Below are 24,540 nucleotides of genomic sequence, written 5' to 3' on the forward strand. Positions count from 1 at the left end.
AGATATCAAAACGCTACAGCCAATTGAATTTAAAATTAAGCAATTGCTTTTGCAAAGCTTATGAAAAATGATGTTTAAGAAATAAAGTGCTAGATTTTGAATAAATTCAACTATGCTAAGTGTTTAAAAATCAACATTATTTTGTTTTATAAGGGTTTTTGCTGGGGTTTTAATTAATCGGTTTATCTACTTTGATGATAATGAAAAGAAAAAAATGTATAAAAATAAATGATATAGCATGGAATTGTCTACATCCATTTTTGCAGAAAAGTACATTGTATTTCTGAGGTAGGGTGACTAAAGTATTCGATGAATGTTGATGGTTATATTGATGACCAGAACTAAAAAATAAATTGCGGAGAATTTATGCGAACTTTATACCAGTTTCCTTTATCTCATTTTTGTGAGAAAGCTCGCTGGTTGCTCGATCATAAAGAGTTAGACTATGTTGCACATAATTTGATCCCGGGTGTGCATCGTGCATTTGCACAATTAAAAACAGGGCAAAATCGTTTACCTATTTTACGTGACCAAGAGCACTGGATTGCCGATTCGACCAAAATTGCATTGTATTTAGATGAGGTTTATCCAGAGCATTCGTTACTGCGTTCTGATGTACAACAGCGTGATTTAGCACTAGAGATTAATGAGCAAGCGTCAGAGCTGGGCATGCATGTTCGACGTTGGGGATTAGCGCATACTTTAACTGAAAGTGCAGAATCGTTGGATATTATGATTGGTGAAAAAGGCTATTTACGCCAGTTTGAAAAATATTCAAAACCGATTATGAAGGCAATCCTTTCAAGAGGTTATCAACTTAATTCGGATAAAGTGGCTGAATCAAAACAACGCATGGATATTTTAGTTGATGTTTTAAATCAGCGTCTCATTGAAAATCATGGCCGTTATTTTGTTGGCGAACGCCTCGGTCTAGCGGATATTGCAGTCTGTTCAATGCTTGCGCCGTTGTTAGAAATTGCAGGTACACCGTGGGAAAAGGAGCATGGTGAAAATCTATCCGATGAGTTTATGCAATATAAGACCTTTTTGACCAACTTACCTTTAGGTCAATATGTATTACGTATTTATCAAACTGAGCGTAATGCCCGTGTCGACTGGCGTGGCGTTTAACATTGTAAAATAAAATACCTTGATCTCTCAGCTGTAGTCGAGAGATGGGGAATAGGTGTTTATTTTTCCTAAAAATTATGTTGAGAATCTTTCTAAAAACATAATGTGCATTATCTTAAATATATAAACATCGTGGAGCTTATGATGGAACTGGATCGTTTTGATAAACAAATTCTTGAAATTTTAACCAATGAAGATCTTAATCTAAATGAGCTTTCTGAACGCATTAATCTTTCTGTAAGTTCGGTGCATCGTCGCATTAAACATTTGATTGAAAATAATATTATCTCTGGGTTAAAGCGTGATTTAAATTATCAAAAGCTGGGTTTTAGCCTGCATGTTCTGTTACAGGTTTCCTTAAGCAGACATGATACGGATATTTTTGCCAAGTTTTTAGAAGAGTTGGAAAATATTCCAGAAGTGATTAACGCATTTTTGGTGACGGGACAATCTGCGGATTTTATTGTGGAAGTGATTGCACGTGATATGGAAAATTACAGTGAAATTTTACTGAAACGCATTGGTAAAATTGAACACGTTGTAGCGCTACATTCTAGTTTTGTGATTAAAGAATATAATGTCTTTAACTGTAGTGGTTTGCTCAGCAAGCTTTAAAATGTAATGGTTTTGGATGGTGCAGCTTAGTCCGTTTGTTTATATCGGCTTAATCAATTTATTGATTTGGCTCATAGCCGATTTTATTTATGTTCAATCAGGACAATAGTTATCACATCGTTGTTTTGATTATTTGTTGCTTATTTCTCAATATGTTTTTTGGTTATGGGGAACAACAACTTTATTTAAGCACTTTTCCTTTTACAAAAAATGGCTGTTACGAATGGGATTGGCATGTATTCTCTGGCTTTTTTGTCTGCTATTGGCAGGGCCGTTGGTGTTGTTTGTGCATGTATATATGATTAAGACAGTATTATAAAAAGCATAAGCTTTCGCAAGAACAGATAAAAAAACGCACGAATACGTGCGTTTTTTTATCACAGATTGAAAGCGAGCTTATTGGATTAAGCATCCAACTGTTCTAAAACGTCGTCTGTGAACTCAACGTTGGTATACACGTTTTGAACATCATCAAGGTCTTCAAACATATCAATCATTTTTAAAATCATTTTGGCTTGATCAATGTCCGTGATTTCAGCTTTGGTTGATGGGCTCATCACCACTTCAGCATTATCGGATTTTAATCCTGCGGCATTTAAAGCATCTTGAACATCACCAAAAGATTCAGGTGTGGTGATGACTAAGATTTCATCTTCACCGACTTCAATGTCTTCAGCGCCAGCTTCCAAAGCCACGTCCATGATTTTATCTTCTAAAGAAACATCTTCAAAAGTAATTTCACCACGTTTAGTAAATAGATAGGCAACCGAACCTGCTGTACCTAAATTACCATTGGTTTTGGAAAAACAGTGACGAACATCAGGCACAGTACGGTTCAGGTTGTCAGTCATGGTTTCAACCAATACTGCAACACCGCCAACGCCATAACCTTCGTAGGTAACTTCTTTTAAATCGTCGTTATCCTCACCACCCGCACCACGTTGAATGGCACGGTTAATCACATCACGTGTCATGTTTACAGATAATGCTTTTTCAACAACAGCACGTAGACGAGGGTTACTTCCCGCATCTGGGCCACCGAGTTTTGCAGCTGTGGTTAATTCACGAATGTATTTGGTAAAAACTTTACCACGGCTAGCATCTTGTTTTGCTTTGCGATGCTTAATGTTAGCCCACTTGGAATGACCCGCCATGCGAAATATGCTCCTTGTAGATTGGCTGTATGCCTAATCGAATGTGTTAAATTCTACCATAAGCCCATTTTTCTTAGAAAGGGCTAGCTTTTGAGTTTTTAAACAAATAGAACTTAGTTTTTAGCTTCAGGGATAATAATATCCAAACCGACCTTATCTTTATAAAGTTGTTTTAACAGCGCTAAGTCATGGTTAATCTCTGTTGGGTAGATTTTCCCTAAAATTCCGCCTTGTTTGGTTTTTGAATTGGCATACATTAAAACAATAGGGACATTTGCTGCTTTGGCAATATGCCAAAATCCAGTACGAATTGGACGTCGCGCTTCACCTGCCTTGGCACGGGTCGCTTCTGGGGCAATCACCAAGTTGAATTTTTCATTTTGTTGAAAATGCTCAACCATAAGCGAAACAATATCTTGATTGGATTTACGATCGACCGCAATTCCTCCAAGCGCTTCTAATAATGGTTTCATTGGCCCTTTAAATAATTCTTTTTTAATTAGGGTATGAATTTTCATATCAAAAATTTGGAACAGAGCTAAAGAAAGCACAGCATCCAACATAGATGTATGTTCAAAGCCAACAATCACTTGTTTATTTTCAAGTACATCTGGTTCTATATGATAGTTCCATCCCGCAAGTTTAAATGCAGATTCACCAATAAATTTTTTTAACATAGAAGGAAATTAGATAATATGAAAGTGGGCTAATTTCTGCTTGTTCTGATTTAGAGTCAAGAGCATATAAGCTTAAAATGACAAATAAATACATTTGTCTATATATGTTTGGAAAATGGCTATATTAATTGTTTATATATATAAATGAGCGTTAATTGATATTTAAAATAAATAACATGATATAAATTAAGACTTAATTTTGATTTAAAATGACTATCCAGATCAATCAATACCTATTAGACTTTTGTCTAAGATAAGAGCTTCTGAACAAGTTGTTCAACTTTGGCATATGTTTAATAAGGGATGAAAAGAATGATGTATTTTTCAGCTTTTCTATTGGCTTTTGGGTTGTTTATGTTGGTCGTTGTATGGTCTTTAATCGAAATTTGTGTGGAATCTCGTAAAAAACGTAACTTTGGTTCTTAAGTAGATGGAACGTTAATTTTTTTTTACTTTTATTCTTAAAGTATTATTTTGCATTATTGTTGAATTCTTTTATTTAGACTTTATAGGTATAATTCATTGATTGTTCGATCAGCGCTAATTTTAATACAGGGGTAGATGAGTTGGCATTTATGATCCGTTGAATATAATAAATTTGCTAGATTAATATGAATAATATCAAGTCTTAATATTGAAGATACGATTAGGACTTGATTAAAAGATAAGCTTTAAAATAAATGTATGAAAGAATTGCTGTGTTACTGTGCAAGTGGAAACAAAAATGCTTGTTTTTTGAAACAATCTTGGTTAGTATTGCCTCGCTTGAACTTGTTGATATATAACAAATTCAGCTTATAAGGGCCTATAGCTCAGTTGGTTAGAGCAGCGGACTCATAATCCGTTGGTCGACAGTTCAAGTCTGTCTGGGCCCACCATATAAAACAACCACTTAGGTGTACTAATCCTAAGTGGTTTTTTAATGTCTGAATTTATGTAAGCACTCTGTGTAAGTTTTCAGCTGTAAGTTTTCGGCTTTTTTTGCACTACTTTGTTTTTCATTCTGCACTAAATGGATGCTAATGAATCTACTTAAGCATTTATTTCATCACTTTTCGAATCACATTAGTGTCAAGTAGTAAGTAACTCACACTTTATGACTAAAAAGTGTTTTGATTTTGTACTTTACAATAATAATTATTGCAAGGTGTTTGCATGATCAAAAAAATATGTTAATAAATAAATGTGATTTTTTAATCACAGATACATTTTAGGATGAAATGTATTTTTAGTAAGCTAAATTTAAAAAATAAGCAGAAGGAAATTTAGAAAATGCTTCAATTGCTACTGAGATTATTTTGTTTACACGTTTATGAACATGAGCACATGGAAGAAATAGGAGAACATAGGGAATGAAGCAAGAGTAAGGTTAATTAATAACTTTAATTGATAGTGGTAGAAAGTGAGCTTTAAGCTCACTTTTTAGTTTTTTAGGTAACAAAAATAGTAATAATGAACAAGTAAAATGGTATGTGATTGCTCTTCAATATTTTCAACTTTTAGTTGAGCGACATTATTATGTTTATTTTTCTAAAATTTTAAACAGTATTGAATCGCTGCATTTGAATAGGCTTGATTTTGTTCTTGCTTGCTTCCTAGTTTGGTATATTGGGTGCTTATTGAGTTTGAAAAACGGTTAATTCAAAATTTTAAACTCTTAATTGTATCGAGAGCAATTGATCATATGGTGGGTTTCCGGAGTTGGTTTCGTCATTGGAACATCATAGAATTGAATCAGCTACTCATCATCGCTTTGTGCAATACAGCTTTTTTTAAGCGTAGAAGCAATAATCTTCACCTAAGCTAGATAGAAATATACCAATGAACAAAGATTTTAAAGCACAAACTTATATTGTGGATGAGCATTTGCCGGATACATTGACGTGGTTATGTCATCATCAAGATAGTTTTGATTCTTTTACTTATGATGCGATTACTCAAGAATTGCTGGTACATCATGCCAATGGAATCGATAGTATTCGGACAGGTGATTATTTAAATGCAAGCTATGGCATTCTCATTACAACACATAACTTTGCAGAATAATGAAATTAATAAAAAAGCCCATAAGGTAGTGCTGATCAGTTAAGGAGTTTGGTAATAAACTCCTTAACTTTTTAGTTTTTCACAACGGAGTCTTATATTTTTTAAATCCAATACTTGGAGCTCATATATTACTTTGGATAAGCCCAAATGAGAAGCAGAGCTTCGCAAGAAAGGCATCTTGCGGCGCAGTGCGCCTCACCGCAAAACTCGCCAAATTTCTTTTATTGATTAATAAATCGCAGAAACCTTATTTTTTTAAAATAGTTTTGCCTCGAACAGTTGCGGATGACGTTTCCCCGTATCGAATAACATCATGAGTTTAAAATAAAAAAGCCAGTCAACTTCTTAACTGACTGGCATTACACAAGGGGCTTTTTTACAAATGGCTGCTATGAATTACTTAACTTGCCATTGCATCTACAGATAATTCTTGAATACGTGGTTTGGCTTTTTCAGCAACCAAACCTAACTTATCAAATAATTGTTTATCTCGGCCTTCACCTGCATTTGGGGTTGTTAACAACTTTTCACCAGAGAAAAGAGAGTTCGCACCCGCCATAAATGCCAAGGCTTGATCAGAATCAGATAAAGATTCACGTCCAGCAGAAAGGCGAATATAACTTTTTGGCATAATGATACGTGCAACAGCAATCGTACGAATCCATTCTGTTACATCTAGTTTTTCCACATCAGCAAGTGGTGTGCCTTCAATTGGAACCAGCATGTTGATAGGGACAGATTCAGGGTGGATAGCTAAAGTTGCCAACTCATGCAATAAACCAATACGATCTTGTTGGGTTTCGCCTAGGCCGACAATACCGCCACTACAGACTTTCATGCCAGCTTGACGGACAAAATCTAAAGTATTTAAACGATCATCAAAAGTACGGGTACTGATAATGTGTGAATAATATTCACGTGATGTATCTAAATTATGGTTATAGTAATCTAAACCTGCTTCATTTAAGCGTTCAGCTTGTGATTGATTGAGCATGCCTAAAGTCATACACGTTTCTAGGCCCAATGCTTTAACTTCGCTGACCATTTCTAATACATAAGGCATATCACGTTCGTGTGGGTTACGCCAAGCAGCACCCATACAAAAACGTGAAGAACCAGAAGCTAATGCTTCTTTCGCTTCTTGAATCACTTTATCTACAGCAATGCGTTTTTCGGCTTCAAGTTTTGAATCGTAACGTGCTGACTGTGAGCAATATTTGCAATCTTCAGGACATTTACCTGTTTTGATTGAAAGCAGTGTGCTAACTTGGATTGTATTTGGATCAAAGTGTTCACGATGAATGCGCTGTGCTTCAAAAATTAAATCTAAAAAGGGCTGATTATATAAAGCCTGAATTTCTTCACGTGACCAGTCATTACGTACATTCATTGGTGAAAATCCATAATCATCATTATTTATTATTTATCATACCTAATTTATATGAAATCTAAAGGCATAAAAAACCAAATATTATAGTATCTATCGATGGTTTTTTGTCAATATTATGAATTATGAGATTGATAATTTAGTTACAAAGTAAGGCTATTTATTGTAAATATAGTCACAATATTTTTTAGTGCCATTTTGGGAGTTGCAGTGAACTGGATACTATTTTTTTTCCACAGTGGAAACTTTGTTAATATCTGGCAAAGATAAAAACACAGAAAACGTCATTTATTTTGCTTTGGATTTAACAAGATTTGGTCAATTGTTCTTGAATTGCCCAATCAATATGGACTTGCACAATCTCATCATATTGTTCACGCGTTTGTTGCAAGGTTGCAATGATTTCATCAGAAAAAGGGGCATTACCTAACCCAATTGCAATGTTACGCATAAAACTTTGATAGCCCGTGCGTCGTAGTGGACTGCCTTCAGTATTGGCTAAAAAGGTGGTCTCATCCCAATGCCATAAATCCAGTAAACTGCTCTGATCTAAATCGTGTCGTGGATTAAAATCTTCAATTGTGGCTTTTTTAGCAAAACTATTCCACGGACAAATTAACTGACAGTCATCACAACCAAATACACGATTACCAATGCCACGGCGTAACTCTTCGGGAATAATACCCTGATATTCAATGGTTAAATAAGCAATACATTTGCGTGCGTCGAGCATATAAGGCTCAACAATGGCTTGTGTTGGACAAATGTCGATACAGGCAGTGCAAGAACCACAATGTTTGGTTGTCGGGGAGTCAAAAGGTAAATCTAGCGAGGTAAATAACTCTCCTAATACAAAAAATGAACCTGATTTTTTGTGAATTAATAAGGTGTGTTTACCTGTCCAGCCCATACCTGCACTTTCTGCTAAAGATTTTTCAAATATTGGTGCCGAGTCGGCAAAGGGACGTGATTCAAAATCACCCACTTTTTCACGAATTTTGCTGGCTAGTGTTTTTAAACGACCACGCATCACTTTGTGATAATCCCGACCACGAGCATAGCGCGCAATAATGGCTAAATTAGGTTCATCTGGGACATAGCGCGGTTTAGGTGTTTCCACCAAATAGTTCATTCGTACACAAATAATGCTTTTGGTGCCGGGAACCAGTAAGGTTGGATCAGCACGTTTTTCTAAATTTTCTTCCAAAAACTTCATATCGCCATGATAACCCCGTTTTAAATATTCCTTAAAACGCGGCAATTCTTCTTGAGCATCAGGTTTGGCAATGACACAATCACTAAAGCCTAATTCCAAAGCTTGCGCTTTAATCCATGCTTTGAGTGCCTCAGGATCATTTTGATCTAAGGGAATTTTTTGTGACGGTGTAGATGAAGCCATAATGTATAAGAAGGGAAAACAATGCATCAACAAGTTTATCATAGCCCAGTTTATTTGAGCCAAACTATTCAAGCATGGGAGCAACGCTGGTTTGCCAAACAAAACAGTTCTTATGCTTTGATGCAGCAAGTTGCTTGGATGATTTCGCAGCGTTTAGTTCCCATTTTAAAACAACGTCAAATACAAAACATTGCTGTGTGTTGTGGGCAGGGGAATAATGCGGGTGATGGTTACTTAGGCGCAAAATATTTAAAACAATTCGGTTTTGATGTGGACATTTATGCAGCTGAATTAGGTGCATCAACCGATTTACATACGGCTTATCAAGAAGCTGTCGATGCAGAAATCAAGATTTATGCGGGTTTTGAATTTCAAAAACAATATGACGGTTATATCGATGCGTTATTTGGTATTGGTTTAAACCGTGAATTAAGTACAGATTGGCAAAAAATTATTCAAAGCATTAATGCTCAAACGGGCTTGAAAATAGCGATTGATATTCCGAGCGGCTTGCATGCCAATACTGGGCAGCCTTTACCTTGTGCGATGAAAGCCGATTATTGCTATTCCGTCTTGGGTCTTAAAGCAGGATTGTTTACGGGACAAGGGAAGGAGTTTGCAGGTCAGGTGGAAGTCATTTCCATGATTCCTACAGACGTAGAGTTGGAACCTATCGCTCAGCTTTCACCCGATATCATTTCATTGCCCGAGCGTCAGGCTTTTGGTCATAAAGGCAGTTATGGTCATGTACTTGTGGTGGGTGGACATGCCGATATGGGCGGTGCAGTGATGATGGCTGCTGAAGCTGCCTTTAGTGCGGGTGCAGGCAAAGTGACCATTGTTTGCCATGAGAAACATCACACAGCTATTTTGGCGCGTTCACCCAATATTATGCTGCGGGATATCAATGCGTTGACCAAGGCAGAGATTCAATCATTATTAGATCATGTCGATGTGGTCAGTTTTGGCATGGGTTTGGGGCGTGATTCGTGGTCAGAACAACAATATTTCAAATGGTTCCCGAAAATAAATAGCGCTGAACATTTGCAGGTCGTATTAGATGCTGATGCACTTTGGTTTTTAGCCGATCATCCTGAATTATTAAAAGCAGATTCATATTTAACACCGCATCCCGGTGAAGCTGCAAAATTGTTAAATTGTTCGATTCAAGACATAGAAAATGATCGAATTGCAGCTATTCATGCATTAAAAGAAAAATATGCAGGGCAGTGGGTGCTGAAAGGTTCGGGAAGCCTGATTTTGGAAGATCAACTTTGGATTTGTACTGCCGGCAATGCGGGGATGGGAACCGGTGGAATGGGGGATGTATTGGCAGGGATGATTGCAAGCTTAAAAGCACAATGCGGCAATCAAATCCATTTACATGAAATTGTGACGCTGCATGCTTTGGCAGGTGATTGGTTGGCTGTAAAAGGGATGCGTGGGTTGCAGGCACATCATATGAATGAAGCCGTTTATCATGTGGTCAATATGCGGCATGATAATGAATAAAGCGATCAAACTCATCATTCAAGGTCGGGTGCAAGGTGTGGGTTATCGTCGTTGGTTTGAGCAGCAGGCTTTGGCACTAGAGTTAAAAGGTTATGTTAAAAACCTAGCGACAGGTGAGGTTGAAGCCGTGATTGTTGGGGACTTTGATGTACTTCAAGACTTGATTTCTCGTAGCTATGATGGACCACCACATGCAGAAGTGGTTAAAGTGATTCAAATTGTTTTAGATCATGAACCGGATTTTATCGTATTTACAATGTTGAGCTAAAGCTAACTGCTATAAAAATAAAAAGATAAGGTGAAAATGATGGATAAATATTGGGTCGTGGCAATAGTTGTCGTATTTTGTATTTTTCTAGTGATTTATACCCAACGTGCACATGCAAGCCCAAGCAAAATGTCGTTTAAGGAGATTGTGCAGAAAGAGTTTAGTCAGTATCACGTGATTGAAAGAAACCAAACCATTATGATTTGTGAAGTCAGTGAAGGTCATCAGCCAGATGAATTGATTTTAATCCGAATTGATCCCAATCAGAAAAAGAATATGAGAAATTTCGGGCGCAGAATGACTTTCACCTATCCCAAGCAACCTTCACTTCGGGAAATGCGTAAAGATTTTGCGCCTTATCTGCAAATAGCGAGTTAACGTCTTCTACTACTTGAACGGCTACGACCGCGTGCCATACCCCCTAATACATTTAACACGGCCACTTTACTCATACTGCCCGAAGCATGTGCATGGCAAATTGCAGCGGCTAAAGCATCGGCAGCATCTTGTTGTGGCTTAATAGTTAAATTCAGAATACGCATCACCATCATTTGAACTTGTTCTTTATCTGCGGCACCATAACCAACAACTGATTGTTTGATTTGTCGGGCAGTATATTCAGCCACTTGTAAGTCTGAATTGACCAAAGCGGCAATGGCTGCGCCACGTGCTTGGCCCAGTTTAAGTGCAGAGTCGGGGTTTTGTGCCATAAATACTTGTTCGACCGCAGCTTCGGTTGGGCCATGAAATTTAACAATACGTTCAATCCCAGCAAAAATGCGTTTCAAGCGTTCTGGCATTTCTGGGGTTTCGGTACGAATGGTTCCTGCATCTACAAAAGTCAATTTTTGCCCATCTTTTTCGATAATACCGTAGCCAGTTAAGCGAGAACCCGGATCGATACCAATAATTAATGACATACAAAGACTTTAAAAATAGAATAATGCCCATATTGTTACATAAGCGTATCAAAAAAGCTTGATCCTGATTAAGCGCTTGAATATTGCACCCTATTTATTTTGTTGAGATTAGATTAATTTTTATGAAATTATTTCTTATTGTTTTGGCTGGCTTAATTCTAGAAGTATTTGTCTGGATTGGCGTGGGTGACCTCGTCGGCAGTATGTGGTACGTGTTTTTCTGGTTTATTGCTGCCTTTTTTATGGGTATGAATTTGATTCGTAAATATTCGGCCGGTTTAATGCCTCAGATGCAGCAAATGCGCGCGGGGCAAATGACAGGTGATCCTGCGTTAACTTCAAATCTGCCAAAAATTTTAGCAGGATTTTTCTTGCTCATTCCCGGTTTGATTACCGATGTTTTAGCCGTATTAATTTTGATTCCAAGTGTTCAAAATATTTTTAAAAATGCCATGATGAAAACAATGGCAAAACGTCAGCAAGCCATGATGGAAAAAATGATGGGTGGCATGATGGGCGATATGAATGGTATGGGGGGGATGGGCGGTGGTGCTCAAGGTCAAAGCCCATTTGCAGACTTAATGCGCCAAATGCAAGACATGCAACAACAAGGCGGTTCACAGCGTCAGGACTCAAGTATTATTGATGGTGAAGCACGTGAAATCACACCTGATGTGCAAAAAATTGAAATGAAAGACGTAAATAAATAAATTTATTTATCTTTTTCTATAAGCCGAATCCTAATGATTCGGCTTTTTTATTGTCCCTGTTTTTATAGGTTGAATTTGGGGCAGGTGACATGCAAAAAATTGAACAAACGATATAATATTCTTTTTAAAAAATCCCCATATTTCTATGTCATTGCTTTTGACCATTTGCGCCCTCCATTTTGTTGCACAGCTTAGCCCCGGCCCCGATATTTTATTGATTGCTAAAAGTTCAGCGTCAACTTCAAGGGCAAATACGTTAAAAATTATTTTGGGTATTTCGGTGGGTATTGTGGTTTGGGTGGTATTAACGCTGCTTGGTTTTACTGTACTGATCGAACAGTTTCCATGGATACAACAAATTCTAATGCTTGTTGGAGGATTGTTTTTGGCTCGTATGGGCTGGGCAATGTTAAATGGCGGTTGGAAACAACGTAAGCAAAGCTTAGCCCCTGAAGATGTAAAAGTAACTGGATTAGATACGAAAAATTATTTTATGTTGGGATTGATGACCAACTTAGCCAATCCTAAAACATTGATTTATTTTAGCAGCGTCTTCTCGTTGGCTTTAAGTTCTGCCGCATCAGGTCATTTAAAAACCCAGTTGGCACTGATTATTCCAGTTCAGACTTTTATCGTGTTTACAGGGTTAATGCTGATTTTATCCATGCCTAAAATAAAACAGGCATATCAGTGCTCAGGTAGTTATATCGATATTATTTCAGGTGGACTATTCCTGCTTTTTGCCCTTTGGTTGTGGTCTGACGTGTTGGTGCTGCTTTAGTTTTGTTGCGTAGAGTCGTCATTTATTTGCATGGGTGGGGGAGTAACCGTGGTTATTTCCTCATTTTTTTTGACTTGAGAGTAACGATTTGGTTTTAAGGTTGTTTCAGTGTTTTCTGAACCTTTGTAGCTGCGACTACGGTTTGCGCGTTCGCGTAAACCACCTTTTTTAATCAGTTGCATCGTCATAAACTCTAAATTATGGCCTGTTATTTTAACGAAAAAGGTAGACAGAATGTGGGTTTTAGCAGGTTAATCTTTAAATTTTGCGTTATTCCATTGTGTTACAAACAATGTCATGTCAGCTTACTAGGCATTCATATTTTTCAATATAAATAAAGTGCTTATATCGGAAATTTGGGACAATATTTTCACAGGCTTTTTTATCTATGGATAAACAGTATTGTATCTGTAGGCAGACTCACATACTATTTTATGAATATTACACATCATCATAGATCATGATGGAAATATAAAAACAAAAATGCGTAATGTAGGAGCAGCCTTATGCTATATCAATACCATTGTGCTTGTTGTAATCGGGTTGTTGAATCAACTGATAAAGAATGTATCGATTGTGGTTCGCATAATATTAGAAGTCCGTATGGCTTCTGGATTTTTTGTATTTTAACCTGCTTAGCGGCAGTGATTGTTTTTAAAGTTGTTCATGTTTATTTAAAGAATCATCAAGAAACACCGGTTCAAACTTCATTATTAACCGTTTTGCAACAAGGGGAGAGTAGTAAGCAATGAGTGTTTTTGCAACAAAAAAAGCCCACATGACGTGGGCTTTTTTTGTTGCAAAATTACAGTCCAGCAGATGCTTTAAGCGCTTCCACTTTATCTGTTTTTTCCCAAGTAAATGCAGTGTCTGAACCTTCGCGGCCAAAGTGGCCATAGGCAGCAGTTTGCTTATACATGGGTTGAATTAAGTCTAACATGCGGGTAATTCCGTATGGACGTAAGTCAAAATGTTCACGAACCAATTGAATAATCAGTTCTTCAGACACTTTCGCTGTATTAAATGTATTGATTGAAATTGAAGTTGGCTCTGCTACACCAATAGCATAAGACACTTGAATTTCACATTTATCAGCAAGACCTGCTGCAACAATATTTTTTGCAACATAACGACCTGCATAGGCAGCAGAACGGTCCACTTTAGATGGATCTTTACCAGAGAAAGCACCACCGCCGTGACGTGCCATACCGCCGTAAGTATCGACAATAATTTTACGACCCGTTAAACCACAGTCACCTACAGGACCGCCAATCACAAACATCCCTGTTGGGTTGATGTGGAATTTGGTGCCTGCATGGAACATTTCAGCAGGAATCACTTTTTTCACAATTTCTTCAATTACGGCTTCTTTTAAAGCTGCTTGAGTAATTTCAGGATCGTGTTGGGTTGACAATACAACCGCATCTAAACGAACAGGCATGCCATTTTCATAGGCAAAAGTCACCTGACTTTTAGCATCTGGACGTAACCAAGGCAAACGACCATTACGGCGTAGTTCAGCTTGTTTTTCCATTAAGCGATGTGCATAAGAAATAGGAGCAGGCATTAAAACGTCAGTTTCACGGCTTGCATAACCAAACATTAAGCCTTGGTCGCCAGCACCTTGATCTTCAGGTTTTTGACGGTCAACACCCTGAGCAATTTCAGGAGATTGTTTACCAATCATGTTAATGACCGCACAGGTTGTACCATCAAAACCGAGGTCAGAATGATGATAGCCAATGCCATTTACGGTTTGACGTACAATCGCTTCAAAGTCAACATTTGCTGTTGTTGTGATTTCACCCGCAAGTACTACAGCACCTGTTTTGACAAGCGTTTCACAAGCAACCCGTGCAAATGGGTCTTCTGTTAAGATTGCATCCAAAATAGCATCACTGATTTGGTCAGCCATTTTATCTGGATGGCCTTCGCTTACAGATTCCGAGGTAAATACAGCGTACTCGCGCATAAGTCCTATCACAGTTAATTCAAAAGACGCAATATGTTACATCGAGTTAGACTTTTGGACCAGTTCCATACGACAAAAATGACTGAAATTATTTCAATTTCACGACTTTTTAATTGATATATGCATCTATAAAACTGATAAGCAAGCAAAATGAACAGCTAAAGTTAAAGATATACGGTTAAAAAAATTAAAATGCTGCATAACCGAATTCATTAAAAATAATTTATTTTTGAAGGATAGAGGCTAAAAAATGAAAGTGAAATTTAAATAATAAATATGAATATCATGTATTTAGTAAAATAAAACACTAAAGATAGAATTTGAAAGAACGGAATTAAATAAATGTCATGGACAAAATTAGCTCCAATAAAGAAGTTTAAATTTCAATATTTTCATTTATTTTATGTAAAAGTGAATTTTATTCATGTTTGGTTTTTTATTATGCTTATCAAGCAAAGAATATAAGCAAAAGGGTATAAAAGGACTTAAACAGAAAGAGATGATGGATTTGTGTACGACCTATTTAAATTTTATCAAGCGGCATTAAAGGGCACGTCATCTATTCAAGATGTCATCCATTCATTTTGAATAGGATGAATCCGCCCATTTCCCATAGTTTAATCAGCAAAACTGATGTGTAAATAAGCTATTCCTATATTAAAATAGCAACAGCCACGAATAAATGTTGAAATGTTGGCTATTAGGCTTTACCCCTTGCTGTTTTTTTAAGACAATACGCACAGCTTTGAATTTTCCTATTCATCATCTTCTTTAAACGATTTAGTTGGACTCTGACCTATGACAACCCCGCTTAACGAACGCCGTATTGCAAACGCAATTCGTGTATTGGCCATGGATGCTGTGCAAAAAGCAAATTCAGGACATCCAGGTGCTCCAATGGGGATGGCAGATATCGCTGATGTGGTATGGCGTGAATTTTTAAATCACAACCCAACAAACCCACAATGGCCGAACCGTGACCGTTTTGTATTGTCTAATGGTCATGGCTCAATGCTTCAATATGCATTGTTACATTTAACCGGTTATGACCTTTCAATTGCAGATTTACAACAATTCCGTCAGTTGCATTCAAAAACGCCGGGTCACCCAGAATTAGGTTATGCACCGGGTATTGAAACTACAACTGGTCCTTTAGGTCAGGGTATTGCAAATGCAGTTGGTTTTGCGTTGGCTGAGAAAACCTTAGCAGCTCAATTTAACAAAGATGACTTATCGGTTGTAGACCATTTCACTTACTGTTTCTTGGGTGATGGTTGTTTAATGGAAGGTGTTTCTCATGAAGCATGTTCATTGGCAGGGACTTTAGGTCTAGGCAAACTGGTTGCTTACTATGATGACAACGGCATTTCAATTGATGGCGAAGTAGAAGGTTGGTTCTCTGACGATACAGAGCAACGTTTCTTAGCTTACGGTTGGCAAGTGCTTAAAGTTGATGGTCATGATGCTGATGCGTTACGCGCTGCAACTTTGGAAGCAAAAGCTGAAACTACCAAACCAACACTGATCATCTGTAAAACGATTATTGGTTTAGGCTCACCAAATAAACAAGGTAAAGAAGATTGCCACGGCGCGCCGCTAGGTAATGATGAAATCGCATTAACGCGTCAAGCTTTAGGCTGGACTGAAGAAGCATTTGTTATTCCTGCTGATATTTATGCAGCGTGGGATGCGAAAGACAAAGGTGCGAAATCTGAAGCTGCTTGGAATGAAACTTTTGCTGCTTATGCTGCAAAATATCCAACAGAAGCTGCTGAACTTAAACGTCGTGTAAGCGGTGAATTGCCGGCTACTTTTGCTGCTCAAGCCGATGCTTATATTGCTGAAGTAAATGCAAAAGCTGAAACGATTGCAACACGTAAAGCCAGCCAAAATGCACTTCAAGCCTTTGGTCCATTACTTCCTGAAATTTTAGGTGGTTCTGCTGACCTTGCTGGTTCTAACCTAACCCTTTGGAAAGGTTGTGTCGGCGTTCAGGATAATCCTGCCGGTAACTACGTGCATTACGGTGTTCGTGAATTCGGTATGACTGCCATTGCCAATGGTGTTGCACTGCACGGTGGTTTCATTCCTTACGTCGCAACATTCTTGATGTTTATGGAATATGCACGTAATGCAGTACGTATGTCTGCATTGATGAAACAACGTGTGATTCATGTATATACCCATGACTCAATTGGTCTAGGTGAAGATGGCCCAACGCATCAACCTGTAGAACAAATTGCTTCTTTACGTGGTACGCCAAACTTAAATACATGGCGTCCATGTGACACCGTTGAAGCAGCAATTTCTTGGAAATCTGCATTAATTCGTGCTGAAGGTCCAACTGCGTTGATCTTCTCTCGTCAAAACTTACCATTCCAAGCGCGTACTGATGCTCAAATTGCTGATGTTGCTAAAGGTGGTTATGTATTGGCTAAAGAAAAAGGCGAATTAAAAGCAATCATTATTGCAACGGGTTCTGAAGTTTCATTGGCGATGGAAGCCTATGCACAGCTTGAAGGTGTGCGTGTTGTTTCTATGCCGTGTGCTGAAGAATTTGTTAAACAAGATGCGGCTTACCGTGAAGCCGTTCTTCCTGCCAACATCCGTGCACGTGTTGCTGTAGAAGCTGCGCATGTCGATTACTGGTGGAAATTTGTCGGTCTTGATGGTCGTGTGATTGGTATGACCACATATGGCGAATCTGCACCTGCAAAAGACTTGTACCAACACTTTGGTATCACCACTGATGCGGTTGTTGCAGCGGTAAAAGAAATTACAGCTTAATCGAAAAAATTTAGCTTGTTAAAAAACGCTCCAATTGGAGCGTTTTTATTGAGATGAATTTTTAACGATATTGTTCTAGTAGTTTGTACCAATAAGTATATAGTGATGCCATTCATTGAGTATTCATTTTGAGATGGCATTTATTCAGCATAAGTGAGGAAAATATGAGCCTTTATAACCAGATTAATGACGAAATTACCCTAATGGACGCTGGCGAACAGAAGTGGATTGGTCAAGACATTCCACTTGAGTCCATGATGGCAGTCGTGTTGATGTTGAAAGACTTAGATGAAGAGAAAGTCATCAAAGTTCGTCGACAAAACCATGAAAAACATACAGGTCTTAAGCAGATTGATCGTGTGTTGGTTGAGAAGTTATAAAAGATTAAGCATCTTAAAAAAGCCCCTTTTAGGTAATGCCAGTCAGTTAAGAAATTGACTGGCATTTTATTTTTTAAATTCATGATGTTACTCGATACGCGGAAACGTCATCCGCAACTGTTCGAGGCAAGACTACTTTGGAAAAGTACAGTTTTTGCGATTTATTAATCAATAAAAGGGATTTGACGAGTTTTGCGGTGAGGCGCACTGCGCCGCAAGATGCTTTTCTTGCGAACTCAAAATATATTTTGAGGATTCTCATTTGGGCTTATCCAAAGTAATAGATGAGCTCCAAGTATTTGATTTAAAATATAAGACTTCGTCGTGAAGAACTAAAAAGTTAAGGAGTCTATTACAAAACTCCTTAACTGACTGGCATTACACTTTTGGGGCTTTTATTATTTGAGACAACGCATTTGCTAAGTTGTTAATTCAGTCTGAATCTGAATATTTGAAGTCAATAATTTGTGGACAGGACAATTTTCAGCAACTTTCAATAATCGTTTATGTTGATCTTCAGTGAAATCACCTTTTAGGGTAATTTTACGCACAATATTGTTTTGGCCTGCTTCTTGTTCTGCATTTGGATTTAAAGCCAAATCGACCTGTACATGTTCTAGTTGAATGTCTTTGTGATCGGCATACATTTGCAAAGTGACCGTTGTACAAGCCCCTAAAGCCGAAAGTAAAAGTTGTATTGGGTTTGGTGCGCTATCTTGTCCACCTTTTGACGTTGGTTCATCGACATACCAGAGATGACCTGATGGATCAGTGAGGGTAACGCGATACGGTGTGGTTGTACTTTGAGCTTATGCACTATGGATCATTAGAATTACAGCTTCTTTTTTGAAATAGATATTGTTATACAATGCTTTATATCACGTTAAGACTGTTTGTTTTTTGTATTAAATCATTCTTAAATGATGAATAAAAGATTGAAAAAATAAGCTTTCTATATTCGCTAGAGTATAAAAAATAGAGTATTTTTCTATTATTATCATTGTGTTATTCATATTTTGTTTTAAATTTTTAAAGCCAAATATAGGGATTGTTCTATTCTTGCAACATATCGTTTTATCTATATCAGTGAATTAAGATGGGAAACGTATACACTAACAATCATTCCGAAGCGAGATAAAAACACATGAATTTTAAAGCAATAACTTTAGGTTTGGCCGTAGCATCTGTTGCAACTTTGTCGTTGGCAAAACCAGTTGCATATCAAATTGATCCAACTCATACAGCAACTGTATTTGCTTGGAACCATTTTGGTTTTTCTACACCATCTGCGAACTTTAGCGACATTCAAGGTACAATTAATGTCGATAATGCAAAACCTGCAAATTCATCTGTTAATGTGACTATTCCTTTATCGAGTTTAAATACGAATGTAAAAGCATTGGATGAGCATTTAAAAACAGCAGATTTTTTTGATGCAGCCAAGTATCCAAACATCACATTTAAAAGTACTAAAGTTCAAGCTTTAGGTAAAAACAAATACAAAATCACTGGTAACCTGACAGTGAAAGATGTGACTAAACCTGTAATTTTAGATGCAGTCTTGAATAAACAAGGCGTACATCCAATGACTAAAGCTGAGTCTATTGGTTTTAATGCAACCACTTCATTTGATCGTTCAGCATTTGGCATAGGTGCTTATGTTCCGAACGTGGGTGATAAAATTACAGTAAATATCACAACTGAAGCGTCAGTACCTAAATAATTATTTAAATACAATTATTTATAGCAATATGCCACCTTTCTATTGTTTATAGTAAGGTGGCATATTTTTTGGATGTAGAACACAAAAAGCATTTAATTCTTATGATAAATTTTTTAATCATTGATCATAAAAATTGTTTTTTTATTAAAAATCAAAATCACTTAGTCGTGCCATATAACAAAAAGAAAGCATAAGGTATATACTTAAAGACACTGTTAGAATCCTATGTGAGCAAAAAAAAATGCCTCAAAATTTTGTAATTCGATTCGTTAGTGTTCTTGCCTTTGTTTTAGTATTAGCTGCACTTGTTATTCATTTTTTATTTTCAGGGGAAACAACGGTTGTATTATGGATCTTCACTTTTCCTATTATTCTTGCCGTGCCTATTTTAATATCGGTGTTTTTGGCTAAAGATCAGGAATTGGGCGTTTCTGTACATGAATAAAAATTTAAAATGATATCGGTTTTAATTTAAGCTGATTAAGTTGAACAGCACCCTTTAAATTGGACATTTTTAGTCTTATTTGAAGGGTGCTTTTTTTTAAGGATGAATGTTTTAATCACGATTTAAAATGAGGTAACAGCCAAAGCTAATAAAAATTCCACCCGTCAGTCCGTCAATCCATTGACTTAAACGCTGGTAGGCAGCATTCATTTTATGCCATGAAAATAAATAAGCGACTAAGGCAAACCAAATTAAGCTTTCAAGCCAGATTAAGGCAAGTAATGAGCTTTGTGTGGTTAAAGGCATGTCTGCATTAATGGCCAAGGAAAAAACACTACTAAAATAGACCAATGCTTTAGGGTTCGCCATATTGGTGAAAAAGCCCTGTAACAATAAAGTGAGCTTGGATTTTGGTATAGCTGTTGCGAGTTGTTGTACCGAAGTTTGTTGATTAAACGCCGATTTAAATAATTGTATCCCCAGATAGAACAGGTAAAGTCCCCCTAAAATCACCAGCGCTTGTTGTAACCATGCAATTTTTTGGAACAGGAAGTGTAAGCCACTGATGGCACAAATAGCCCAGACTAAAATGCTCAGCGAGATGCCTAAGGCTGCAAACATTGCATGTGATCTGGATTGACGAATGGCACTTTGACTGACAAAGAAAAAATCTGGCCCCGGACTTAGCAGGGCAAAAAAATGAATCAGGGCAATCCCAAGAAAAAGTGTCATCGTATGGTCTTATTATGAAAGATGACACTTTTATAAAGATGAATACGGTAATTGTACAGTTTATTTTGCTTCAATTTGCATAAGATACTGTTGAATAATTTTACCCGAAACTTGTTCTAGCGCAGAGGCATACCGCTGATTATCTTCCCGCAGTGCTGTGATGTCGATATGGGCATGTCGTAATTCACAGGTATGACCAATCAACCATTTTTCTAAGCTGTCCGCAGCAACTTCTACATGGAATTGTAAGGCGAGTATATTCTTACCAAGCGTAAATGCCTGATTGGGATACAGATCAGAACTGGCCAATAAAGTTGTATTTTCAGGTAAATCAAAAGTATCGCCGTGCCAATGCAGTACAGGCGTATCTATCAAAGTAGAAAGTAAATTGTTTTCTGTATCAGATATCTTGAGCGTACTCCACCCAATTTCTTTTTGATGTCCTGCATAGACTTTGGCACCTAAGGCATGGGCAATCAGTTGAGCACCTAAACAGATTCCGATGGTGGGTAAATTTTGCTTTAAACGCTCTTTAAGTAAGTCTATTTCTTTTTGTAGGAAAGGGTAGTCATCCGACTCATAAACCCCGATTGGCCCGCCTAAAATAATGGTTAAGCCTTTATGCTGAAATGCTTTTGTTAAGTCATCTACACCCGCTTCAAAATAACGGACCCGATAGCCTAATTGATAAAAGACATCTTCAAGTGCGCCTAAATCTTCAAAGGCAAGGTGTTGAATGGCATAAATGGTGTCTGGAAAGTCTGGAGCTGTTGTTGTCATACAAATTATTCAAAAGATTGAGAATAGTAGAAATCTAACTTGAATAAAGAGAAAAATGAAGATTTTAATGTAAATAGTTTGATGAATATTTCGCAGTTTTAGATTCGAGCTTGGACACAGTCATTCATTTTGTTTAGGATTAAAATAAACATATTTTTGAGGATGAGGGACATAAAATAAAAAAAGCGAACCGAAGTTCGCTTTTGGGTATTTGAGCTATATGATGTTAGAAGAAACCCATTGCCTTAGTTGAATAACTTACCAGCAAGTTCTTGGTTTGTTGGTAATGATCGAGCATCATTTTATGGTTTTCACGACCAATCCCTGATTTTTTATAACCACCAAATGCGGCATGAGCAGGATAAATATGGTAGCAGTTTGTCCATACACGACCCGCTTCAATCGCACGACCCGCACGGTAAGCCGTATGCGTAGAACGTGACCAAACCCCAGCACCTAAACCATAAATGGTGTCATTGGCAATTTTAATCGCTTCATCATAATCTTTGAAGGTTGCTACAGAAAGTACAGGGCCAAAAATTTCTTCTTGGAAGATTTTCATGCTGTTATCGCCTTTAAAGATGGTTGGTTCAATATAGAAACCTTGACCCACTTCCTGACGGTCACCACCACCTGTAAGCACTTGAGCGCCTTCAGCACGACCTGTTGCGATACAACCTAAAATCTTCTCTTGTTGCTCTAGAGAAGCCTGAGCACCAATCATGGTATCGGTATCAAGTGGATGTCCAGTCTTAATACGTTTTACTCGTTCAACCGCCATTTCAAGGAATTTATCAGCAATGCTTTCTTGAACCAGTGCACGTGAAGGGCAAGTACAAATTTCACCTTGGTTTAAGGCAAACATTGCAAAACCTTCGAGTGCTTTGTCTAGGAATTCATCATCTTTGTCCATAATATCTTCAAAGAAGATGTTTGGAGATTTACCACCCAATTCAAGCGTTACAGGAATAATGTTTTCAGTCGCATATTGCATAATTTGCTGACCAACAGCTGTTGAACCAGTAAATGCAATTTTGGCAATACGCGGATTGGTTGCCAGAGGGCGACCCACTTCAACACCGTAACCATTCACGATATTTAACACGCCAGCAGGGAGTAAATCTTGAATGAGTTCGACCAAAACAAGAATACTGGCAGGTGTTTGTTCAGCAGGTTTTAAAACAATACAGTTACCCGCAGCCAATGCTGGTGCAAGTTTCCAAGTCGCCATTAAAATAGGGAAGTTCCACGGGATAATTTGCCCGACCACACCTAAAGGCTCATGAAAATGGTAAGCAATTGTATCTTCATCAATTTCTGAAATACCGCCTTCTTGCGCACGGATACAGCCTGCAAAGTAGCGGAAATGGTCAATGGCTAAAGGAATGTCAGCAGCTAAGGTTTCACGTACAGGTTTACCATTGTCCCAAGTTTCAGCCACAGCCAAAAGTTCTAAATTGGCTTCTAGGCGGTCTGCAATTTTTAACAGCATATTCGAACGCGTTGTAGCAGAAGACTTGCTCCATTGTGCTTTGGCGTTATGTGCAGCATCAAGTGCAAGTTCAATATCTTCAACACTTGAACGTGGAATTTTAGTGAATACTTTACCGTCGACAGGAGAAATGTTGTCAAAGTATTCACCTTTCACTGGTGCTACCCATTGTCCACCAATGAAGTTTTCATATTGAGCTTTAAATTGAACTTTTGAACCAGATTGATTAGGATCGACGTAACGCATATGTATCTTCCTTTGCTTATTAGTGTTTAAAGCTGCATCTACAGCTTTGGTATAAGGTACTTTTGCACATTATTTGATTAGCATACTCTGCACAAGGTTGGAGAAAGGTTGGATACAAGAAGGTTTACAATCTTTTTCATTGATCATAAAAGAATAGGTATTACAGTGGATGTAAATCATGAATTGTTGAGAGAATAAGGAATGATGACAAAACAGAATTTAATGCAAAAAAGACAGAAGATTGATCAGTTTAGACAAAGTAGCAGTCTGTCTCCATTGCATGCCGAACAGTTAGGGGAAAGCATTGTCAGTTCTTGGCAACGCTCAACATCTGCTGAAATTCCCAAAGACCGTTCAGCTGCACCCTTGGTCCATTTACAAAAAGAAACTTATCCCACTGCTTTGGAACATGCGCTGCGCCATTGCGCGCAAGATTTAAAACATATCGCTGAACAATCCTCCATGGTGCTGGCCGTCGGGGATATCGGTAGTACCATCATTTGGACGGCTTCAAGTCCACAAATGCAAAGTGCAGCAGAGAGTGTGCATTTTATTGAAGGTGGGCAATGGCGAGAAGAGTTGGTCGGCACCAATGCTTTGGCTTTGTCGTTAAAAACCCAGCAATCGAGCTGTGTATTTTCCAATGAACATTTTATGTCCTCTATTCATGATTGGGTTTGTTATGCCGCCCCGATTATTGATCCCTATTCGAAACAAGTTTTAGGCGTGATTGATTTATCAACGCTATGGCAAAAGCATAATAGTTTGGGCTTGCTTGCCGCGGAACGTTGCGCATCGATTATTCAATCCGCTTTGATTGAACATCAAAAACAGCAATTGTTTATTCGGGCGTTTTCCGTGCCGCAAATATTGTTCAATGGCAAAATTTTGGTGCTGACACCGCGTCAAATTGAAATTTTAACGATTTTAGCGCTATGCCCTCAAGGTCTAAGTTTAGATACGCTGCATCAGGCTTTATATGGCGAAAGAAAAGTGAGCATGGGAACCTTAAAGGCGGAAATGTCACAATTACGCGATATTTTAGGTGGTATGTTGGGTTCTCGACCTTATCGTTTACTGGCGCATGTAGAAGCTGATTTTTTACTGACAGAACAATCCTTAGATGCAGGCTATATCGATTCTGCTTTAAAACTCTGTACGGGCGTGTTCTTAGCAAAAACGGAAAGTCCTTTTTTATGTGCATGGCGTGACTGCTTGGAGTCACGTTTAAGTGATGCTATTTTTAAAGCCAATGAAACCGATGTCCTGCTGAAACATGTGGCGCGTTTTCCAGAAGCGATTGATGCTGTAGAGCGTTTAATTGAACTTATGCCAAAAACGCATCCTGTGCATCAAACCTTACTGAAATATAAAGATGATTAA

At 37.8% G+C, this 24,540-nt stretch carries 24 protein-coding genes, 1 tRNA gene and 1 pseudogene; 15 read left to right on the forward strand and 11 right to left on the reverse strand.

What is annotated here, in order from left to right; genetic code table 11:
- Positions 1-366: 366 nt before the first annotated feature.
- Positions 367-1,131, forward strand: a complete 765-nt coding sequence (locus F994_RS15830; RefSeq protein ID WP_004651618.1) for a glutathione S-transferase family protein — start codon at positions 367-369, stop codon at positions 1,129-1,131.
- 144 nt (positions 1,132-1,275) lie between these two features.
- Positions 1,276-1,746 carry an Lrp/AsnC family transcriptional regulator gene (locus tag F994_RS15835; protein WP_004651619.1) on the forward strand — a complete coding sequence of 157 codons (471 nt, stop codon included), beginning with the start codon at positions 1,276-1,278 and terminating at the stop codon, positions 1,744-1,746.
- A 404-nt stretch (positions 1,747-2,150) separates the two neighbouring features.
- Here F994_RS15835 and F994_RS15840 read toward each other — a convergent pair whose 3' ends face one another.
- Together F994_RS15840 and F994_RS15845 are read right to left on the reverse strand one after the other, a co-directional pair.
- Entirely contained in the window at positions 2,151-2,900 is a 750-nt protein-coding gene (locus tag F994_RS15840; RefSeq protein WP_004651621.1) for a YebC/PmpR family DNA-binding transcriptional regulator, read from the reverse strand.
- 113 nt (positions 2,901-3,013) lie between these two features.
- Complete coding sequence (locus tag F994_RS15845) at positions 3,014-3,577, reverse strand: 1-acyl-sn-glycerol-3-phosphate acyltransferase (RefSeq protein ID WP_004651622.1); 564 nt, start codon at positions 3,575-3,577, stop codon at positions 3,014-3,016.
- Between the two features lie 801 nt (positions 3,578-4,378).
- On the opposite strand from F994_RS15845, the gene F994_RS15850 reads away from it, so the two are divergent.
- Both F994_RS15850 and F994_RS15855 read left to right on the forward strand, forming a co-directional pair.
- A tRNA-Ile gene (locus F994_RS15850) sits at positions 4,379-4,455 on the forward strand.
- 943 nt (positions 4,456-5,398) lie between these two features.
- Positions 5,399-5,623, forward strand: coding sequence for a hypothetical protein (locus F994_RS15855; RefSeq protein ID WP_004651624.1), 225 nt, complete (start codon positions 5,399-5,401; stop codon positions 5,621-5,623).
- Between the two features lie 400 nt (positions 5,624-6,023).
- On the opposite strand, the gene bioB is transcribed toward F994_RS15855, so the two are convergent.
- Both bioB and queG read right to left on the reverse strand, forming a co-directional pair.
- The gene (gene bioB, locus F994_RS15860) at positions 6,024-7,013 is read right to left on the reverse strand and encodes a biotin synthase BioB (RefSeq protein WP_004651625.1); all 990 of its coding nucleotides are present in this window, start codon (positions 7,011-7,013) and stop codon (positions 6,024-6,026) included.
- A 301-nt stretch (positions 7,014-7,314) separates the two neighbouring features.
- On the reverse strand, positions 7,315-8,409 hold the full coding sequence (gene queG, locus F994_RS15865) for a tRNA epoxyqueuosine(34) reductase QueG (RefSeq protein ID WP_004651626.1): 1,095 nt from the start codon (positions 8,407-8,409) through the stop codon (positions 7,315-7,317).
- A 21-nt stretch (positions 8,410-8,430) separates the two neighbouring features.
- Here queG and F994_RS15870 point away from each other — a divergent pair, with 21 nt between their 5' ends.
- Genes F994_RS15870 through F994_RS15880 form a run of 3 tightly spaced genes read left to right on the forward strand, consistent with a single transcriptional unit; the run spans position 8,431 to position 10,567 of the window.
- Positions 8,431-9,921, forward strand: coding sequence for a bifunctional ADP-dependent NAD(P)H-hydrate dehydratase/NAD(P)H-hydrate epimerase (locus F994_RS15870; RefSeq protein ID WP_004651628.1), 1,491 nt, complete (start codon positions 8,431-8,433; stop codon positions 9,919-9,921).
- Entirely contained in the window at positions 9,914-10,189 is a 276-nt protein-coding gene (locus F994_RS15875) for an acylphosphatase (RefSeq protein ID WP_004651629.1), read from the forward strand. Before F994_RS15870 ends, F994_RS15875 begins: the two co-directional genes overlap by 8 nt.
- 36 nt (positions 10,190-10,225) lie before the next feature.
- Positions 10,226-10,567, forward strand: a complete 342-nt coding sequence (locus F994_RS15880; RefSeq protein WP_004651630.1) for a hypothetical protein — start codon at positions 10,226-10,228, stop codon at positions 10,565-10,567.
- On the opposite strand, the gene ruvC is transcribed toward F994_RS15880, so the two are convergent.
- Positions 10,564-11,109 (reverse strand): crossover junction endodeoxyribonuclease RuvC, encoded by a 546-nt coding sequence (ruvC, locus tag F994_RS15885; protein WP_004651631.1) that lies wholly within the window; start codon positions 11,107-11,109, stop codon positions 10,564-10,566. The genes F994_RS15880 and ruvC overlap by 4 nt on opposite strands.
- 122 nt (positions 11,110-11,231) lie before the next feature.
- Between ruvC and F994_RS15890 the strand changes: the two genes are divergently transcribed.
- A complete protein-coding gene (locus tag F994_RS15890) occupies positions 11,232-11,819 on the forward strand; it encodes an FxsA family protein (RefSeq protein ID WP_004651632.1) in 588 nt (195 codons plus the stop codon).
- Positions 11,820-11,964: 145 nt separating this feature from the next.
- Positions 11,965-12,600 carry a LysE family transporter gene (locus F994_RS15895; protein WP_004651633.1) on the forward strand — a complete coding sequence of 212 codons (636 nt, stop codon included), beginning with the start codon at positions 11,965-11,967 and terminating at the stop codon, positions 12,598-12,600.
- On the opposite strand, the gene F994_RS15900 is transcribed toward F994_RS15895, so the two are convergent.
- Positions 12,597-12,782: a hypothetical protein gene (locus F994_RS15900; protein ID WP_004651635.1), complete on the reverse strand. Its 186-nt coding sequence runs from the start codon at positions 12,780-12,782 to the stop codon at positions 12,597-12,599. The two genes, F994_RS15895 and F994_RS15900, sit on opposite strands and share 4 nt — an antisense overlap.
- A gap of 324 nt (positions 12,783-13,106) precedes the next feature.
- On the opposite strand from F994_RS15900, the gene F994_RS15905 reads away from it, so the two are divergent.
- Positions 13,107-13,352 carry a hypothetical protein gene (locus F994_RS15905; RefSeq protein ID WP_004651636.1) on the forward strand — a complete coding sequence of 82 codons (246 nt, stop codon included), beginning with the start codon at positions 13,107-13,109 and terminating at the stop codon, positions 13,350-13,352.
- Positions 13,353-13,405: 53 nt separating this feature from the next.
- On the opposite strand, the gene metK is transcribed toward F994_RS15905, so the two are convergent.
- A complete protein-coding gene (gene metK / locus F994_RS15910) occupies positions 13,406-14,572 on the reverse strand; it encodes a methionine adenosyltransferase (protein ID WP_004651638.1) in 1,167 nt (388 codons plus the stop codon).
- 798 nt (positions 14,573-15,370) lie between these two features.
- Between metK and tkt the strand changes: the two genes are divergently transcribed.
- Entirely contained in the window at positions 15,371-17,359 is a 1,989-nt protein-coding gene (gene tkt / locus F994_RS15915; protein ID WP_004651639.1) for a transketolase, read from the forward strand.
- A gap of 164 nt (positions 17,360-17,523) precedes the next feature.
- Positions 17,524-17,739 carry a hypothetical protein gene (locus F994_RS15920; RefSeq protein ID WP_004651640.1) on the forward strand — a complete coding sequence of 72 codons (216 nt, stop codon included), beginning with the start codon at positions 17,524-17,526 and terminating at the stop codon, positions 17,737-17,739.
- Between the two features lie 419 nt (positions 17,740-18,158).
- Here F994_RS15920 and F994_RS15925 read toward each other — a convergent pair.
- Positions 18,159-18,548: pseudogene (locus F994_RS15925) on the reverse strand (OsmC family protein); the annotation flags it as partial.
- Positions 18,549-18,883: 335 nt separating this feature from the next.
- On the opposite strand from F994_RS15925, the gene F994_RS15930 reads away from it, so the two are divergent.
- Both F994_RS15930 and F994_RS15935 read left to right on the forward strand, forming a co-directional pair.
- On the forward strand, positions 18,884-19,462 hold the full coding sequence (locus tag F994_RS15930; protein WP_004651642.1) for a YceI family protein: 579 nt from the start codon (positions 18,884-18,886) through the stop codon (positions 19,460-19,462).
- A gap of 241 nt (positions 19,463-19,703) precedes the next feature.
- Positions 19,704-19,907 (forward strand): hypothetical protein, encoded by a 204-nt coding sequence (locus F994_RS15935; RefSeq protein WP_004651643.1) that lies wholly within the window; start codon positions 19,704-19,706, stop codon positions 19,905-19,907.
- Between the two features lie 111 nt (positions 19,908-20,018).
- On the opposite strand, the gene F994_RS15940 is transcribed toward F994_RS15935, so the two are convergent.
- The 3 genes from F994_RS15940 to exaC all read right to left on the reverse strand — a co-directional run bounded on the left by F994_RS15940 (position 20,019) and on the right by exaC (position 23,157).
- Complete coding sequence (locus F994_RS15940) at positions 20,019-20,639, reverse strand: threonine export protein RhtC (protein ID WP_004651644.1); 621 nt, start codon at positions 20,637-20,639, stop codon at positions 20,019-20,021.
- A gap of 60 nt (positions 20,640-20,699) precedes the next feature.
- The gene (locus tag F994_RS15945; RefSeq protein WP_004651646.1) at positions 20,700-21,419 is read right to left on the reverse strand and encodes a glutamine amidotransferase; all 720 of its coding nucleotides are present in this window, start codon (positions 21,417-21,419) and stop codon (positions 20,700-20,702) included.
- A 226-nt stretch (positions 21,420-21,645) separates the two neighbouring features.
- The gene (gene exaC / locus F994_RS15950) at positions 21,646-23,157 is read right to left on the reverse strand and encodes an acetaldehyde dehydrogenase ExaC (protein ID WP_004651647.1); all 1,512 of its coding nucleotides are present in this window, start codon (positions 23,155-23,157) and stop codon (positions 21,646-21,648) included.
- A gap of 201 nt (positions 23,158-23,358) precedes the next feature.
- Between exaC and F994_RS15955 the strand changes: the two genes are divergently transcribed.
- Positions 23,359-24,540, forward strand: coding sequence for a sigma-54-dependent transcriptional regulator family protein (locus F994_RS15955; RefSeq protein ID WP_004651648.1), 1,182 nt, complete (start codon positions 23,359-23,361; stop codon positions 24,538-24,540).

The organism is Acinetobacter bohemicus ANC 3994 (genome assembly GCF_000367925.1).
Lineage (GTDB): Bacteria > Pseudomonadota > Gammaproteobacteria > Pseudomonadales > Moraxellaceae > Acinetobacter > Acinetobacter bohemicus.

Coding starts and splice junctions, on each gene's coding strand:
- F994_RS15955 (WP_004651648.1), top strand. CDS start 23,359: ATGATGACAAAACAGAATTTAATGCAAAAAAGACAGAAGATTGATCAG.
- F994_RS15840 (WP_004651621.1), bottom strand. CDS start 2,900: ATGGCGGGTCATTCCAAGTGGGCTAACATTAAGCATCGCAAAGCAAAA.
- exaC (WP_004651647.1), bottom strand. CDS start 23,157: ATGCGTTACGTCGATCCTAATCAATCTGGTTCAAAAGTTCAATTTAAA.
- bioB (WP_004651625.1), bottom strand. CDS start 7,013: ATGAATGTACGTAATGACTGGTCACGTGAAGAAATTCAGGCTTTATAT.
- F994_RS15900 (WP_004651635.1), bottom strand. CDS start 12,782: ATGCAACTGATTAAAAAAGGTGGTTTACGCGAACGCGCAAACCGTAGT.
- F994_RS15930 (WP_004651642.1), top strand. CDS start 18,884: ATGAATTTTAAAGCAATAACTTTAGGTTTGGCCGTAGCATCTGTTGCA.
- F994_RS15890 (WP_004651632.1), top strand. CDS start 11,232: ATGAAATTATTTCTTATTGTTTTGGCTGGCTTAATTCTAGAAGTATTT.
- F994_RS15835 (WP_004651619.1), top strand. CDS start 1,276: ATGGAACTGGATCGTTTTGATAAACAAATTCTTGAAATTTTAACCAAT.
- F994_RS15845 (WP_004651622.1), bottom strand. CDS start 3,577: ATGTTAAAAAAATTTATTGGTGAATCTGCATTTAAACTTGCGGGATGG.
- F994_RS15830 (WP_004651618.1), top strand. CDS start 367: ATGCGAACTTTATACCAGTTTCCTTTATCTCATTTTTGTGAGAAAGCT.
- F994_RS15920 (WP_004651640.1), top strand. CDS start 17,524: ATGAGCCTTTATAACCAGATTAATGACGAAATTACCCTAATGGACGCT.
- metK (WP_004651638.1), bottom strand. CDS start 14,572: ATGCGCGAGTACGCTGTATTTACCTCGGAATCTGTAAGCGAAGGCCAT.
- ruvC (WP_004651631.1), bottom strand. CDS start 11,109: ATGTCATTAATTATTGGTATCGATCCGGGTTCTCGCTTAACTGGCTAC.
- F994_RS15935 (WP_004651643.1), top strand. CDS start 19,704: ATGCCTCAAAATTTTGTAATTCGATTCGTTAGTGTTCTTGCCTTTGTT.
- F994_RS15880 (WP_004651630.1), top strand. CDS start 10,226: ATGATGGATAAATATTGGGTCGTGGCAATAGTTGTCGTATTTTGTATT.
- queG (WP_004651626.1), bottom strand. CDS start 8,409: ATGGCTTCATCTACACCGTCACAAAAAATTCCCTTAGATCAAAATGAT.
- F994_RS15945 (WP_004651646.1), bottom strand. CDS start 21,419: ATGACAACAACAGCTCCAGACTTTCCAGACACCATTTATGCCATTCAA.
- F994_RS15870 (WP_004651628.1), top strand. CDS start 8,431: ATGCATCAACAAGTTTATCATAGCCCAGTTTATTTGAGCCAAACTATT.
- F994_RS15855 (WP_004651624.1), top strand. CDS start 5,399: ATGAACAAAGATTTTAAAGCACAAACTTATATTGTGGATGAGCATTTG.
- F994_RS15875 (WP_004651629.1), top strand. CDS start 9,914: ATGAATAAAGCGATCAAACTCATCATTCAAGGTCGGGTGCAAGGTGTG.
- F994_RS15940 (WP_004651644.1), bottom strand. CDS start 20,639: ATGACACTTTTTCTTGGGATTGCCCTGATTCATTTTTTTGCCCTGCTA.
- F994_RS15895 (WP_004651633.1), top strand. CDS start 11,965: ATGTCATTGCTTTTGACCATTTGCGCCCTCCATTTTGTTGCACAGCTT.
- tkt (WP_004651639.1), top strand. CDS start 15,371: ATGACAACCCCGCTTAACGAACGCCGTATTGCAAACGCAATTCGTGTA.
- F994_RS15905 (WP_004651636.1), top strand. CDS start 13,107: ATGCTATATCAATACCATTGTGCTTGTTGTAATCGGGTTGTTGAATCA.